Here is a 15039-nt window from a genome sequence, read left to right as displayed (position 1 = left end):
ACTTCAATCTTTAGCGCGGAGCATCCTTTCATGAGACATCTTCTTCTTTTTGCGACCCTTTCCATCCCTGCTGCAGCGGTTGCAGCGCCGAGTGTCGAGCGCGGGGAATATCTGGTCCAGGGGCCCGTGGCCTGTGGCAATTGTCATACCCCGCAGGGGCCGAACGGGCCGGACATGTCCAACGAGTTCGGTGGATTCATGGTCGAGAAAAACGAGATGTTCGAAGCCTGGGCGCCGAATATCACGCCCGGGGGGCGGGTGGCTGAGTGGAGCGATGCCGAGTTTGGCCGCGCGGTCCGGGAGGGCATCCGCCCCGATGGCTCGGTGATCGGCCCACCCATGCCGATGCTGCTCTATCGCGGCCTCTCCGATGACGACCTTGCCTCCATCGTGCTCTATATGCGGACAGTCGCTGCGAGCGATATGACCACGCCGGCCTCGACCTACAACATCCCGTTGCCGCCGGCCTATGGCCCGCCCATTGACAGCGTGACCGCGCCGGAGCGCGGGGTCACGGTGGAATATGGCGAATATCTCGCCGGTCCGGTGGCGCATTGCGTGGAATGTCACTCGACCCCGGGACCGATGGGGCCGATGCTCGACACCCATCTCGGCGCTGGCGGCTTCCCATTCCACGGCCCCTGGGGAACCTCTGTCTCCTCCAACCTGACGACCCATGCGAACGGGTTGGTCGAGTATAGTGACGCGGAGGTGAAGGCGATGATCACGACAGGTACGCGCCCCGATGGCAGTCCGATGCTGCCGCCAATGGGCTATGCCTATTATGCGCGGATGACGCCGGAGGATCTCGACGCGATCCTGCTCTACCTGCGGCAATTGCCACCGCTGCCTGATCCGGAGTGATCCTGATTGCGCGAGTGGTGCTGTGCGCACCCTGGCACGGTCTCAAGGCCGAAGGCCGCCGTGCCAGCGTCGGACCGTCCTGGCGGCCCGGCGCCTTGCTACCCGCAACCAACGCCAATATGTCTTGCGGACGTGGCAGGGATAAAGTGCAGACATCAACCGTTCCAGCGCCAGCCCACGATCCGGCGCTGGAACGGCTCCTTGAGCTCGTGTACCCGACCGCATTCGCCGCATTTCCGTTGCCGCAAGTTTGAAGCTAAAACGCCGTGAACAGACGTTGACGGAAAGCCCAGCCATGACCGCGACCCTCCCAACCGACTGGCCCGCCACCTATGATCGCGTGGTGCTGCCGCAAACCGACAGCACCATGGCCGAGGCGCAGCGCCGCGTCGCCAGCATTTCCGGCCCGACCTGGATCCTCGCCCTCAACCAGACCGCCGCCCGGGGGCGTCGGGGCCGCGAATGGGTCAACCCGCAGGGCAATTTCGCCGCCACGCTCGTCATGCGCCCCGCGCTTGGCGCTGGCCTGGCCGCCTTGCGCAGCTTCACGGCCTCGCTCGCCCTCTACGACGCCTTCGTCGCCACGACCGGCCGCAGCGCGCCTTTCACGCTGAAATGGCCCAATGACGTGCTGCTCAATGGCGGCAAGGTGGCGGGCATCCTGCTGGAATCGGCCGGGCAGGGGGGCGATGTGTCTTTCCTGTCCATCGGCATCGGCGTGAACCTCGCCAGCGCGCCACAGCCCGCCGAGGTCGAGGCACAAGCGCTCCGCCCTGTCTCGCTGCGCGCGGAGACCGGCGTCTCGATCCCGCCCGAGGCCTTTCTCGATGCCCTGGCCCCGGCTTTTGCCCGCTACGAAATCCAGCTCTCCACCTACGGATTTGCCCCGATCCGCGAAGCCTGGCTCGCCCGCGCCGCCCGGCTCGGCGAGGTCGTGACCGCGCGCACCGCAACCGAAGAGATCAGCGGCACCTTCGAGACGATCGACGATCACGGCAATATCGTCTTGCGCGACGCCAAGGGGCAGCGCACCATCCCCGCAGCCGATATCTTCTTCTGAGCGGGGCCCTCATGCCAAAACGGCGACCGGACAGCGTGTCGAAACTCCGATCACCTCCCGGATCGACGCCCGTAACGCATTGGAAATGCTTGACCTGAGACACGGGCCTGCCGCAAAACGCCCCAAACACCCCCTCCGACCCCCGAGGCCCGCCATGCTTCTCTGCATCGACACCGGCAATACCAACACCGTTTTTTCCGTCTGGGATGGCGAGAAATTCCTCACGACAGTGCGCACGGCCACCGAACATCAGCGCACGGCGGACCAGTATTTCGTCTGGTTCTCGACGCTGATGGAGCATGACGGGCTCGACGTGGAGATCGACGAGGTAATCATCTCTTCGACCGTGCCACGCGTGGTCTTCAACCTGCGCGTGCTTGCGGATCGCTATTTCAATTGCCGCCCGCTGGTTGTCGGCAAGCCCGATTGCCTGCTTCCGCACCCGCCGCGGGTCGATCGCGGCGCGCAGGTCGGCCCGGACAGGCTGGTCAACACAGCCGGCGCTTTCGACCGCCATGGCGGCGATCTCGTGGTGGTCGATTTCGGCACGGCGACAACTTTCGACGTGGTTTCCAAGGATGGCGCCTATATTGGCGGCGTGATCGCGCCCGGCGTCAATCTTTCGCTGGAGGCGCTGCACCTTGCCGCCGCCGCGCTGCCGCATGTCGACATTACCCGCCCCGGGCAGGTGATCGGCACGAATACGGTCGACTGCATGCAGTCGGGGGTCTATTGGGGCTATCACGGGCTGGTGCGCGGCGTTTGCGACAGGATTCTCGCGGAGCGCGAGCGGCCCATGAAGATCATCGGCACCGGAGGGCTTGCGCCGCTCTTCAGCCAGGGGGAAGTTTTGTTCGACGTGATTGAAGACGACCTGACGATGCACGGCCTGACGGTCATCCATCGCTACAACAAGGAAAACCAGTAAATGAGCGGTGCGGAACGGTTGATCTACCTGCCCCTGGGCGGTGCGGGCGAAGTCGGGATGAACGCCTATGTCTATGGCTGGGGAGCGCCCGGCAAGGAGCGGTTCATACTGGTCGACCTGGGCGTGACCTTCCCGGACATGGACGGCACGCCGGGGGTGGACCTGATCTTCCCCGACATGTCCTGGCTCATCGAGCGGGCCGACCGGCTGGAAGCGATTGTCGTCACCCATGGCCATGAAGACCATATCGGCGGCGTCGGACATTTCTGGTCCGAACTGCGCGCGCCGGTCTATTGCCGCCGCTTCACCGGCCACCTCCTGCATCGCAAGATGGAGGAGCGCGGGGCCGACGCAAGCCAGATCCATATTGTCGAGCCCTTCCCGGAGACAGTCGAGGCGGGGCCGTTCCAGCTCTCCTTCCTGCCGGTCTCGCATTCGATCCCGGAAAGCTCGGCACTGATCCTCGACACGCCTGCGGGCCGCGTTGTCCATACCGGCGATTTCAAGCTCGACGGGGCGCCGGTCGTGGGCGAAGCCTTCGATCCGCAGCTCTGGCATGACATTGCTGCCGACGGCGTCAAGGCGCTGGTCTGCGACTCGACGAATGTGCATGTCGAGACGCCGGGGCGGTCGGAATCGACGCTGGTGAACAATATCCGCGACCTCGTGCTGCAAAGTTCGGGCATGTTCGTGACCACGACCTTTGCCTCCAACGTGGCCCGCGTGAAGACGTTGGCGGAAGCGGGGCACGAGGCCGGGCGCTCCGTCTGCCTTATGGGGCGGGCGATGTTGCGCATGGTGCAGGCGGCGGTCGAGACCGGCGTTCTGACCGATTTTCCGCCCGTCATCAGCCATGAGGAAGCCGAGGATCTCCCGCGCGAGAACCTGATGCTGATCGTCACCGGCTCTCAAGGCGAGCGGCGCGCGGCCAGTGCGCAGCTTGCACGCGGGAAATACCTCGGGATGGAGCTGGCGGAGGGCGACACTTTCCTCTTTTCCTCCAAGACCATCCCCGGAAATGAGAGCGGCGTGTTGCGGATCCTGAATGCCTTCTCGGAGAAGGGCGTGAATGTGGTCGATGACAGCTCCACACTCTATCACGTCTCGGGCCATGCCAACCGGCCGGATCTTGAAGCGGTGCATGAGCTGATGCACCCGCAGATGATCGTTCCGATGCATGGTGAGCACCGGATGCTGCGGCGCCACGCGGAAGTGGCGGCCGGGAAGGGCTATCCGTCGATCATCGCCACCAATGGCACGATGCTGGACCTGACGGGCGAGCGCCCGGTGGTTTGCGAACATGTCGACACGGGGCGGATCTATCTCGACGGCACGCAGAAGATCGGCGCGCTGGACGGGGTTGTTCGGAACCGGATCCGGATGGCGCTGAACGGGCTGGTATTGCTCAACGTGATCATCGACGAGGATGACGAGCCGATGGGCGAGCCCTGGGCCGAGCTGATGGGGCTGACGGAGAAGGGGCGTTCGCGCGCGCCTTTGGTTGACCTGATCGAGAACGAGTCCGGACAGTTCCTGGCGCGGGCGAATGACAAGTTGCTCGTCGATGATGACAAGCTCGACACGGCGTTGCGGCGGGTTGTCCGGCAGGTCTGCGTCGAGGAAATCGGCAAGAAGCCGGAAGTCGTCGTGGTGATCTCCCGGCTCGGTTAGAGCCCATCGCGCGAGAGCGGGAACCGCTCTCGCCCGCTTTGAACAGTCGAAAACTGAAAGCTCCGGCTTGTCGCGTGTCCGTTGCGGGTCGGTCTAATCCGGCGCCGCATCGCGGATGCTTTCGATAAAGGCCAACAGGTCTTCAGCACCGACCTGATCCAGTTGCACATCGGAAAGCGGTTTGCGGTCGTCGGCCGCGGCGGCCCAATGGGCGAAGCTCCCCTTGGGGCTCTCGGTGAACTCCATGTTCCAGCCGGGAAACCGTCGCTGTTCGAGCGGCGCGCGATGCAGGATGCGCATGTCGCGGTGGCGCCAGTCCCGGCGAAGTCTCAGGAGCAGCGTGTCGATCCCCTCGGACGGGCCCTCGAGATATTGCATGAATACGCCGTCTTCGCGGTGCAGATACCCGGTCAGGCCGAGTGTCTTGTTCCGCTGTCGCGCTGTCAGGTAGATGCTGGCGGCGTCCTGCGACGCGGGGGAGACAACAGCCTTGCTGACATAGATCAGCCACTCCATTCCCTGGCTCCTGTTCACGTCCTCGCTAGAAAACCCTGCCATAACTGCCTGTCTATGGCCAGTCGTGGCAGGGACGCGTTGGCGGAGGGTCGCCGAAGCGACCCAACCGGATCAGGCGGCCAATTGGATCAGGAGAACGAGCGCAGGATGAAATCGGGAACGTGATCGCCCATGCCGACAACCGGGCCATTGTCGCGCGGCTCGTTGCGACGCCCGCCACGACCGCGGCGCGGTTTGCCGGAGCTCTGCTCCTCGGTGCGCCGGGGCTGCTGCTGCTCTTCCTTCGGCGCGGGAGCTTCTTCAGCGGGCGCTTCGCCCCGGCGGGGCCGGCGTTCGCGCTTGGGAAGGTCGGGCGCGTCGAGACGCGGGATTTCCTGCTTCAGAAGGTTTTCGACCCCGGCGAGCTGTTTGTCATCCGCCGGCGTGGCGAGGGTGATCGCGGTGCCTTTGCGGCCGGCGCGACCGGTGCGGCCGATGCGGTGGACGTAATCCTCGGAATGGTTTGGCACGTCATAGTTAAAGACATGGGACACATTCGGGATGTCGAGCCCGCGCGCGGCCACATCGGAGGCCACGAGGAAGGCGATGGAGCCGTCGCGGAAGCCGTCCAGCGTGCGCGTCCGGTGCGCCTGATCGAGATCGCCATGGATCGGTTCGGCGTTCAGCCCGTGCTTTTTCAGTGACTTGGCAACGATATCGACATCAACCTTGCGGTTGCAGAAGATGATCGCGTTGCGGCAGGCCTCGCCTTCGCTCTTGATGATTTCGCGCAGCATGGTGCGCTTCTCGCTGGCCGCGCGGTCGCGGCGGGAGGGTTTGAACTCGACCAGACCCTGGGTGATCGTCTCGGAGGTGGTCGACTGGCGCGCCACCTCGATCTTCGCCGGGGCGTGGAGGAAGGTGTTGGTGATGCGCTCGATCTCCGGCGGCATGGTGGCCGAGAAGAAGAGCGTCTGACGGGTGAAGGGTGTGAGCTGGAAGATGCGCTCGATATCGGGGATGAAGCCCATGTCGAGCATCCGGTCCGCCTCGTCCACGACCATGACCTGCACACCGGTCAGCAGCAGCTTGCCGCGCTCGAAATGGTCGAGCAGGCGGCCGGGCGTGGCGATGAGAACATCGACACCCTTGTCGATCAGCTTGTCCTGCTCGCCGAAGGACACGCCGCCGATCAGCAGCGCCTTGGTGAGCCTGGTATGCTTGGCATAGGTCTCGAAATTCTCGGCCACCTGGGCGGCGAGCTCGCGCGTCGGCGCCAGCACCAGAGATCTCGGCATGCGCGCGCGGGCACGTCCACGACCGAGCATGGTGATCATGGGCAGCACGAAGGAGGCGGTCTTGCCGGTGCCTGTCTGGGCGATGCCGAGCACGTCCTTGCCTTCAAGCGCGGGCGGAATGGCGCCCGCCTGAATCGGCGTCGGCGTTTCGTAGCCGGTGTCCTCGATGGCTTTGAGGACTTTCGGGTCCAGGCTCAGGTCGGAGAATTTCGTCATGGACGTCCAATCTTGGCGGCGCCTTTGTTGCCGCAGTGGGGTTGGGACGTAACACCTTGACGCCCCGGCGGATTGCCTCGCGCGCATCGCGGGCAGGGGCGGTTTAACGCAGAGCCGCTCCGGGGTCAACGCAAGCCCTCGAAACCGCGCAGAAGCGGGCCGAAAAGAGCTCAGAGCAGCCCCGAAAGCCAGGCTGCGAGCCAGGCGGAGGGCAGGAAGATCACGAATCCGGCCAGAATGAAGCGTCCGTCGCTGGTGGTCAGGCCGAGGCCGAAGGCGAGGATATGCATGGCCAGCAGGAAAGGCAGGCCGGGAATGGCGCCGATGGTGATGATCAACAGCGCCGAGAAGATCATCACCAGTGCGATCAGCCAGAGAAAGACCTGCCAGGTGACGAGAAATTGCCAACGGGCCTTGATATACCGCTCCAGCTTGATGGCGATCGGCTCGGCGCGCGCGATGCCGCGCAGCAGCGCCGGGCCGGGAAGCTGGATGGCGTAGATGCGCGGCGGCAGCCAGAGCTCGCGATGCCCGGTCAGCATCTGCCCGCCCGCCAGGATCATGATCAGCCCCATGAAGGCCGGCACGCCGGGAATGATTCCCGTCGGCAACATGGTCATGGCTGAGGCAAGCAGGATGACAGGTCCGAATCCGCGGGTGCCCAGCGAATCCGTCAGCTCCCCAAGGAACACTTTCTGGCGCGTGCCGATTGTCTCGACCAGCGCCTGCAACATGCTTTCCAGGGGTGGTTCCGTGTCGGGTCGGTCCATGCGATTCCGGGGCAGGGGGTTTCTGAGGGAACGCTATCGCGATGGCCGCGGACATGGGAGGGTCACGGCGCCGCACTGGGGTGAAGAACCGGACGGAAGCCGGCGCAGAGCACGGCGAGGGTGGGCGCCGGGGTCAGGACAGTGACGGACCCGCCCGGGCGTTCGCGCGCTGATTCATATCCATCGGGTGTGAAGGGGAGGGCTGCGTCACCGAGGGCGAGCATGGGCCGCTCCTTCCAGAGGAAAATCGCACCATCCGGCAATGCCCGTGCCGCGGCTTCGTGGCGGACTTGTCGTCGGTTGCGGGTCACGCGGGCGGCGTGCAGCGCGCGGTCGAGGTCTGCGGCGCAGCCGGGCGGGCCGAGGCTGGCCTGCCAGGCGGCGCGGAAGGAGAGGTAGTCGGCGCGCCGACATTCCGCACAGGGGCGGTGTCCGGCGGCAAGCGCAACAGCCTCGTCCAGAAAGAAAAGCTCCGTATAGCGGCCGGGGTGCATCAATGTGCGTTTGCGACCCTTGAAGGCGAGCCGGCAGCAGATCCAGTTCCGATGCCGCCAGCGGGCAGGGCCGAGTTGGCCGGTTGCGCCATGCAGGATGCCGCGATTGCCCATGAACAGGCCCCGCGCGGGGTGGGCGGTGAACTCGCCCGTGGGCAGGACGCGGTTCTGTCGGGTCATGCGGTCTCCGTCTCCTGTGCCGCAAGATCGGCAGGTCGTGACGGCCGAGGGAGGGGCTGGCGCCGTCCGTACCGCCTTGCAAGTCGATATAGCGCTATGTGCACCAAGTGTATCGCGCCAGGCAAATGATCGCGGGCATGTTCCTGACCTGGCACACCTTGCGGTATTTCCTCGACGTGATGGCGCAGGCGCGGGCGATCGCCCACGCGTCCTTTCCGGCGTGGGAGGCGGGCTTTCATGCCGCGCGCGTCGACGGGGATATCGAAATGGTTTGAGGGTCGCTCAAACGAAAGGCCCCGGCGTGAACCGGGGCCAATCAGAAAGCTGGTCAGTCAGGTGTACCTTACGACGTCTTGCGGCGGCGCATTGCGACCAGACCGCCAAGACCGCCGAGCAGCAGGAGGCCCGCTGCGGGAACGGGAACGGCTGACACGGCGCTCGTCGTCCAATAAGCGCCACCGGAGTCAAAACCGGCAGCCGCCGTCGCCAATATCAGGTCAAACGTGTGCACGCCACCAGCCAACACCAGATCTGCGGTCGCGGCAAAGAGTCCGCCGACGCCACCGGGATTGGTGACGCTATCCCACGCCACGCTGGCACCATCGACCACGAGATCGAAGGAATCGCCGATAACGCAGCAATCAAGGACGCTGAACGTGACCGCCGATGTCCCGGAAACAGTCAGTTGCAGCGTATCGTGGCCGGCGAACGTGACGCTGTCGCCCACACCATCATCCCAAGAGAAGACGCCGGTATCACCGCCAGGATTGACGACCGTGGCCGTCGCTGTGGTGGTAAAGGCTGCCATGAAAACGGCCGCCAAAACGAAGATGAAGTGTCTCATATGTTCCCCTTAACTCTAATTTGTCATTTATCCGTGAAGTGTTTGAGGCTGTTTGGCAATCCACCAAACATATTAACGCCACAATCATCGCGCGAAGGTGGTTCGATTGTGTGCCTGGCGGAAACAATTTCTGACTTCTTGAAGCATTGTGAGTAAAGCCAAGCATTTCAGCTGTCTCAGCTGACATTCCTCGACTGTTCTGGCGTCTGGTCGCATGATCAGCCTGAGGGAGCTTGAAGCCACACGATTCTCGCCCCGGTTGACTGCTGCGATCGCGCAAGCGCCCGGAGTTGGGCGGGGAAACCGCGCAACCAGGTCATCCTTGCGCCTGTATCTCCGGTTCCAGTGTGCTGGACAGATCTGCGCTGCCGCTTTCGGTCTGTTTGGCCAGCTTCGGAGTCACCCGCAGGACGGTGGCGCTCGCAATCGGCGTTTGGCGGCGCGACTGGCCCTGAGCATCGGGCCGGTGACCGGGACCTTGGCCAGCTGGAAGGTGATGGGCGGGCTTGACGGACCATGCAAGCTGGCGCTGGCATATCTCGCGTTGCAATCGCCGCGAAGGGTCGCGCCGTCCACCGGGACGCCCCCGGCGTCAAAACCTTCGATCCCGGAAGATCCGCGTTTCTGAGCGCCGTGCATCCGCGCCAATTGCGCAAGCTCCCGCCCGCCGCTATACGGCGCCCATGTTGGACACCGCCACGAACCGCCCCGCACTCCCGCCCGAAATTGCCCGTCGCCGGACCTTCGCGATCATTTCGCACCCGGATGCCGGCAAGACCACGCTGACGGAGAAATTCCTCCTCTACGGGGGCGCCATCCAGATGGCCGGACAGGTGCGCGCCAAGGGGGAGGCGCGGAGGACGCGGTCGGATTTCATGCAGATGGAGAAGGATCGCGGGATCTCGGTCTCGGCCTCGGCCATGTCCTTTGACTTCGGCGACTTCCGATTCAATCTCGTGGACACGCCGGGCCACTCGGATTTCTCCGAGGACACCTATCGGACGCTGACGGCGGTGGATGCGGCGGTGATGGTGATCGACGGGGCCAAGGGCGTGGAGAGCCAGACGCAGAAGCTGTTCGAGGTCTGCCGCCTGCGCGACCTGCCGATCCTGACCTTCTGCAACAAGATGGACCGCGAGAGCCGCGACACGTTCGAGATCATCGACGAGATCCAGGAAAACCTGGCCATCGACGTGACCCCGGCGGCCTGGCCCATCGGCAAGGGCGCCGATTTCATCGGCTGCTATGATCTCCTGCGCGACCGGCTGGAGCTGATGGACCGCGCCGACCGCAACAAGGTCGCCGAGAGCGTGCATATCGAGGGGCTGGACGATCCCAAGCTGGCTGAACATGTGCCCGCCGAACTGCTCGAGACCTTTCTTGAAGAGGTGGAGATGGCAAAGGAGCTGCTCCCGAAGCTGGACCCGCAGGCGGTGCTCGAAGGGCATATGACGCCGATCTGGTTCGGCTCCGCGATCAATTCCTTCGGCGTGCGCGAGTTGATGGACGGAATCAGCGATTTCGGCCCCGAGCCGCAGATCCAGAAAGCGTCCCCGCGCGAGATCGCGCCGGAAGAGAAGAAGGTCTCGGGCTTCGTCTTCAAGGTCCAGGCCAATATGGACCCCAAGCACCGCGACCGCGTCGCCTTCCTGCGCATGGCGTCGGGCCATTTCAAGCGCGGCATGAAGCTGACCCATGTCCGCACGAAGAAGCCGATGGCGATCTCGAACCCGGTCTTGTTCCTCGCCTCCGACCGCGAGTTGGCGGAAGAGGCCTGGGCCGGCGATATCATCGGCATCCCGAACCACGGCCAGCTGCGCATCGGCGACACCCTGACCGAGGGTGAGGCGCTGAAGGTCACCGGCATTCCGAGCTTTGCGCCGGAATTGCTGCAGACCTGCCGCGCGGGCGATCCGATGAAGGCCAAGCATCTCGAAAAGGCACTGATGCAATTCGCCGAAGAAGGGGCTGCCAAGGTCTTCAAGCCGATCATCAGCTCTGGTTTCATCGTCGGGGTGGTCGGACAGCTCCAGTTCGAGGTGCTGGCCAGCCGGATCGAGCTGGAATACGGGCTGCCGGTGCGCTTTGAGCCGACGCAATTCACCTCCGCCCGCTGGCTGACCGGCCCGAAGGACAAGGTCGAGCGTTTTGCCGATACCAACAAGGGCCACATGGCGCAGGATAATGACGGGGACCTCGTCTATCTCACCCGGCTGCAATGGGACATCGACCGCGTCGAGCGCGATTTCCCGGATCTGAAGCTGAGTGCGACCAAGGAAATGATGATCTGACACGGCTTTGCGGAGCGCCCGGCCTCCGGTTGGCTCGACAGGGGCAGGGGACAGCCCTAGGTTGAAGCTCGTGGATTGGTCGCAGGAAAGGACAGCCCGATGAAGACAGCACAGCTCCTTGCACTTGGCATTGCAAGCGTGATCGCGCTCGCGGGATGCGAACCGACGACCCCGGCTGCGCCGGGCACGAATGCCGGCACGGAGCAACTCCGCTTGTCCATGACGCCTCGGCTACGATCTGCCGGTGTGCCTGATAGCTGCATTGCGCAGCTTCCGACATCGACCCTTGCCGAGGTCAAGGGCATCACCACCAACAGTGCCCGCAGCAGCAAGGGCTGGATCCAACAGCGTCAGCGGATCCGGACCGCGGCCGAGAAGGTTTGCGGCCCGGTCTGACTCGCCTGAGAGACACACAGGGGCGCTGCGTCCGGAGGGATGTCCCGCCTCAGCGCTGATCGGGTGTGCCGGTCTTGCCGATCAGGGTGCGCACGGCGCGCCAGTAGCCCGGCAGCTTGGGCGCTTCGGCAAGCTCGGCGGCGATGATTTCCGGCGACATTCCCATCCGCTCGGCCGCGAAGCTACGTCCCCAGTCGAGGAACTGCGCGCTGTCATCCGGCCGCAGCCGGCAGGCGCTGCCGACAAGGCCGACGAGATTGTCCATCGGATCATACCACTCGTCCTGAATCCCCTCGATGCGTTTGCGCATGAAGGGCGCTACCGCGCGCAGCCAGCGATTGGACGAAAAACTGGCCAGCGCCTGACCCATCTCCGCGTGGGAATAGTCGATCAGCGGCGGGAAACTGTCAAAGAAGACACCGACCCCGTCGATGATGGCGAGGTTGCGGATCGAGGGGTGAAACCCGACACGCTCCTCGCGGCCCGCGGCATAGTCCCAGAAACGGGCGATCACGTCGCCGGCCGCCTGCATTGCGGACATCGCCTCTGCAAGCGGTGTGCCAATCATGCTGGCGCGCATCATTGTCTCGGCCGGCAGGGCTTCCTGCACGATCACCGGGATCTGGCGTCCCTTCACCGGGACCAGCAGGATCCGGGTCTCGGGGACCTGCACGCCACTGTCGAGCAGGAAGGCGATATAGGCGTCATGCGCCCGGACGAGGCGCTCCAGATCCGCCCCGGCCGCAGTCCGGTAGACCTTGATCACCGTGTCGGCAAATATCCCGGAAGGCGGGCGATAGGGCTCGCAGAAGAACCCCAGCCGCGAGACCTTCTGGCCGCGCTCCGTTTCGCCTGACGCAATCATCTCGGACAGGGTCTCGGTCCAGAGCCGGGTCTCATCGGTCGATTGCGGGGAGAGGGTCATGGGGCGGCCTTTCGCGGTTGGTCCGGGCGACACCTAATGGCTCGCCGGTTCTGGCTTCAAGCACAAATCCCGGCGCCGCTCCATAATCGCGCCAAGACCGGGCGGATATGGACGTTGGCGCGAAGGGCAATGTGCTGAGCTTTCTCCGGTTCGGCCCGAAATGCAGGGAATGCATGTCTGATGTTCCGTTCTTGCGCTGGTTTAGCGCTAACATTGATCCCATATAGGGGGTGCAAACAGTGAAGATCCAAAGTTAAGAAAAGGAGACAAGATCATGAAACTTATTGCTTCCCTCCGCCGGACCGCAGAAAAACGCGCCGCTTATGCCCGCACTCTGCGCGAGCTGCGTTCCATGCCGCTCGAAACCGCGATGGACCTCGATATGGATATCGAAAACGCGTCCAGCATCGCCCGCAAGGCCGTTTACGGCGCCTGATGCCGGGCCCGCAGCAAGACGGCGCCAGGCGCGCGCCGGACAGACAATCCGATCCGACCTGAAAGGCAGCCAGACATGGCTGCCTTTTGCTTTTGGCCTCTTGGGACATTCTGCCGGGCGATCGGGGGCGAACCGCAATCGGTATCACCGGGGCCGGGATGTTTCCTTTCGGATGGCAGAACGCGGCGACGTCTTGCGACCTGTCCAAGGAAGTATATACACGAGATATACAGTTGATATGCGTGGAACGGGATGGCCGGGAAAAAGACAAAAGATGCGCAACTGTTGATCCGGATTGCGTGAGAGGATCGGGACCGCTTTATCCGTCTTTGCGAGGAGATGGATACGAGCGCGGCGCGGGAGATCCGGCGATTCATCCGGCAGTTCATTGAAAAACAAGAAAAACCTGAGGAGGAGAGCAGATGAAGACCGTTTTGATCGCCAATCGCAAGGGCGGCTGCGGCAAGACGACAACGGCGATCACCCTTGCCGCGGCGCTGGCCGATGGCGGCTGGAAAGTGGCGCTGGCTGATGCGGATCTGCAGAAATCCACCACGCGCTGGCTCAAGCGACGCCCGAAAACCGTGACCCGGATCGCGCATCTCGACTGGTCGTCACACAAGTCGCTGGGCGAGGCTCCCAACGGCATCGACTGGGTGATCATCGACGCGCCGGGCGCGCTCTATGACAACGATTCCCAGAAACTCGTGGCCGAGGCCAAGGCCGTGATCTGTCCGGTCATGCCGTCCTTCTTCGATGCGGATTCGACCAAGCGGTTCCTGAGGGACCTGCAGGAGATCAAGCGCATCCGGAAGGGCAAGGTCCGGATCGAGCTGCTGGCGAACCGGGTGAAGACCCGCGGCAAGGCATGTGAGCGGTTGGAGACGTTTTTCGACAAGATCGGTCAGGCGCCTGCGGCGCGGATCTCCGAGCGCACGGCCTATGGCGATCTGGCGGATGAGGGCCTGACGATTTTCGACCGTCCGCAGGCGCTGTTCCGGCCGATGCGAGAGCAGTGGACGCCGATCATCAAGACATTGGTTTGACTTTGGGCCTAAGCCCATCGTGACAGGGCTGCCGACCTGCGGAGGCGGATCGTCCGGACGGTGCGGGCGCGTCGGCGGCTACCCGAGCGGCTTGCGATCCTTGAGGAGTTTCTCGCGGGCGGCGCGCGCGGCCTTGCGATTGGCCTCGGTACCGAAATGCGGACGGTGCTCGAGATTGGGCAACTCGCTGGCGATCTCTTCAGGCAGGGAGGGCAGGGTGGCGGCATTGACTTCCAGGCTCTCGACCGGGATGCATTCGGCATAGATCACTTCGTGATGGTCGAAGACCAGCGTGTAGAAATCCGCGTAACCGCCGGGGCGCAGGAAGATGCGTTCATTGTCAACCAGGTAGCCGGCCTTCACCAGCATCTCCGCGGTCTCCGTCAGCCGGTCCACACCGCGCTGGTAGATGAAGAGGCGCTGTTGTTGGGACAGGACAAGATCGCCCGCATTGCCGAGCGTGTCGCGCGGGATGATAACGGGGGCGTAGGGGCCGACGGTGCGGATCGTTCGGTGAAACACATGGCGCAGTGCCTGCGGGCCGTGATCGCGAGTCAGGATGCGATCGCCGGGCGTGAGCGTCTCGACCGTGATCTGGCGACCATCGGCCAGGGTGATATGCGTGCCGCGTCCGAAGGCGAGCGAGGTGATGTCGGCGAGGCGCACCGGGCCTGGCGCGGTGTCGACGCCGATCAGGGTGTGCCCGCGACCCGGTTCCATGGGCTCCATTGGCACGACAGCATAGTCGGTGCCGGACTCCGAGGTCAGCTCCAGCAATAGCAGCTCGACCTTCTGGCCTTCCGGTGCAAGGAAGGTCAGCCGTGCCGCGAGATGCAACGCGGCGCCGGGTTGGCCGAGTTCGGTATCGCCGGAAAGCGTCTGACGGTCGCCATCCGCCGAGAGCACGCGCCCGCCACTGCTGGCGCGGTCGCTCACGCCGAGTTGCAACGCCTGTACGGAATGATCCAGCCGGTAGACATCGCCCGGGCAGAGCTCGTCGGCCCCGAGCAGTGGATCGCCAAGATTGGCCCCGGAAATCACGGAGAACCCCGCGCCGGGCAACGCGTGGCAATGGTAGTCGGCGGACAGAATATCGTGGGTCATGGAGCCTGTGAGGAAGACGCT

16 protein-coding genes are annotated in these 15039 nt (G+C 64.1%); 9 read left to right on the top strand and 7 right to left on the bottom strand.

Features of this window, described 5'->3' with window-relative positions:
• The first annotated feature begins 30 nt into the window (after window positions 1-30).
• The 4 genes from R3X27_RS19185 to R3X27_RS19170 all read left to right on the top strand — a co-directional run bounded on the left by R3X27_RS19185 (window position 31) and on the right by R3X27_RS19170 (window position 4523).
• A complete protein-coding gene (locus R3X27_RS19185; RefSeq protein ID WP_317710500.1) occupies window positions 31-864 on the top strand; it encodes a cytochrome C in 834 nt (277 codons plus the stop codon).
• Window positions 865-1159: 295 nt separating this feature from the next.
• Complete coding sequence (locus tag R3X27_RS19180) at window positions 1160-1924, top strand: biotin--[acetyl-CoA-carboxylase] ligase (protein WP_317710499.1); 765 nt, start codon at window positions 1160-1162, stop codon at window positions 1922-1924.
• Between the two features lie 154 nt (window positions 1925-2078).
• Window positions 2079-2852 (top strand): type III pantothenate kinase, encoded by a 774-nt coding sequence (locus R3X27_RS19175; protein WP_317710498.1) that lies wholly within the window; start codon window positions 2079-2081, stop codon window positions 2850-2852.
• Complete coding sequence (locus tag R3X27_RS19170) at window positions 2853-4523, top strand: ribonuclease J (protein WP_317710497.1); 1671 nt, start codon at window positions 2853-2855, stop codon at window positions 4521-4523. It abuts the gene before it with no gap.
• A gap of 93 nt (window positions 4524-4616) precedes the next feature.
• Here R3X27_RS19170 and R3X27_RS19165 read toward each other — a convergent pair whose 3' ends face one another.
• The 4 genes from R3X27_RS19165 to R3X27_RS19150 all read right to left on the bottom strand — a co-directional run bounded on the left by R3X27_RS19165 (window position 4617) and on the right by R3X27_RS19150 (window position 7976).
• Window positions 4617-5039 (bottom strand): BLUF domain-containing protein, encoded by a 423-nt coding sequence (locus R3X27_RS19165; RefSeq protein WP_317710496.1) that lies wholly within the window; start codon window positions 5037-5039, stop codon window positions 4617-4619.
• 128 nt (window positions 5040-5167) lie between these two features.
• Entirely contained in the window at window positions 5168-6532 is a 1365-nt protein-coding gene (locus R3X27_RS19160) for a DEAD/DEAH box helicase (RefSeq protein ID WP_317710495.1), read from the bottom strand.
• A gap of 170 nt (window positions 6533-6702) precedes the next feature.
• Window positions 6703-7302, bottom strand: coding sequence for an exopolysaccharide biosynthesis protein (locus tag R3X27_RS19155; RefSeq protein WP_317710494.1), 600 nt, complete (start codon window positions 7300-7302; stop codon window positions 6703-6705).
• 62 nt (window positions 7303-7364) lie between these two features.
• A complete protein-coding gene (locus R3X27_RS19150; RefSeq protein ID WP_317710493.1) occupies window positions 7365-7976 on the bottom strand; it encodes a hypothetical protein in 612 nt (203 codons plus the stop codon).
• Window positions 7977-8113: 137 nt separating this feature from the next.
• Between R3X27_RS19150 and R3X27_RS19145 the strand changes: the two genes are divergently transcribed.
• Window positions 8114-8251 carry a hypothetical protein gene (locus R3X27_RS19145; RefSeq protein ID WP_317710492.1) on the top strand — a complete coding sequence of 46 codons (138 nt, stop codon included), beginning with the start codon at window positions 8114-8116 and terminating at the stop codon, window positions 8249-8251.
• A gap of 68 nt (window positions 8252-8319) precedes the next feature.
• On the opposite strand, the gene R3X27_RS19140 is transcribed toward R3X27_RS19145, so the two are convergent.
• Window positions 8320-8820, bottom strand: coding sequence for a VPLPA-CTERM sorting domain-containing protein (locus R3X27_RS19140; RefSeq protein ID WP_317710491.1), 501 nt, complete (start codon window positions 8818-8820; stop codon window positions 8320-8322).
• Between the two features lie 683 nt (window positions 8821-9503).
• Between R3X27_RS19140 and R3X27_RS19135 the strand changes: the two genes are divergently transcribed.
• Both R3X27_RS19135 and R3X27_RS19130 read left to right on the top strand, forming a co-directional pair.
• Window positions 9504-11111 carry a peptide chain release factor 3 gene (locus R3X27_RS19135; protein WP_317710490.1) on the top strand — a complete coding sequence of 536 codons (1608 nt, stop codon included), beginning with the start codon at window positions 9504-9506 and terminating at the stop codon, window positions 11109-11111.
• Window positions 11112-11210: 99 nt separating this feature from the next.
• Window positions 11211-11507, top strand: coding sequence for a hypothetical protein (locus R3X27_RS19130; RefSeq protein WP_317710489.1), 297 nt, complete (start codon window positions 11211-11213; stop codon window positions 11505-11507).
• A 49-nt stretch (window positions 11508-11556) separates the two neighbouring features.
• On the opposite strand, the gene R3X27_RS19125 is transcribed toward R3X27_RS19130, so the two are convergent.
• The gene (locus R3X27_RS19125) at window positions 11557-12432 is read right to left on the bottom strand and encodes a DUF6206 family protein (RefSeq protein WP_317710488.1); all 876 of its coding nucleotides are present in this window, start codon (window positions 12430-12432) and stop codon (window positions 11557-11559) included.
• Window positions 12433-12706: 274 nt separating this feature from the next.
• Here R3X27_RS19125 and R3X27_RS19120 point away from each other — a divergent pair, with 274 nt between their 5' ends.
• Together R3X27_RS19120 and R3X27_RS19115 are read left to right on the top strand one after the other, a co-directional pair.
• Entirely contained in the window at window positions 12707-12868 is a 162-nt protein-coding gene (locus R3X27_RS19120; RefSeq protein ID WP_317710487.1) for a hypothetical protein, read from the top strand.
• Between the two features lie 422 nt (window positions 12869-13290).
• The gene (locus R3X27_RS19115; protein WP_317710486.1) at window positions 13291-13914 is read left to right on the top strand and encodes a ParA family protein; all 624 of its coding nucleotides are present in this window, start codon (window positions 13291-13293) and stop codon (window positions 13912-13914) included.
• Between the two features lie 78 nt (window positions 13915-13992).
• Here the strand turns inward: R3X27_RS19115 and R3X27_RS19110 are convergent.
• Window positions 13993-15039, bottom strand: a 1047-nt coding sequence (locus R3X27_RS19110; protein ID WP_317710485.1) for a Hint domain-containing protein, incomplete at its 5' end; no start/stop codon positions are given.

The sequence above is a fragment of the Tropicimonas sp. TH_r6 genome (assembly GCF_033101155.1).
Classification (GTDB): domain Bacteria; phylum Pseudomonadota; class Alphaproteobacteria; order Rhodobacterales; family Rhodobacteraceae; genus Tropicimonas.
The sequence above is the reverse complement of the archived record's forward strand: the minus strand, read 5'-3'. Positions and strand labels throughout refer to the sequence as shown.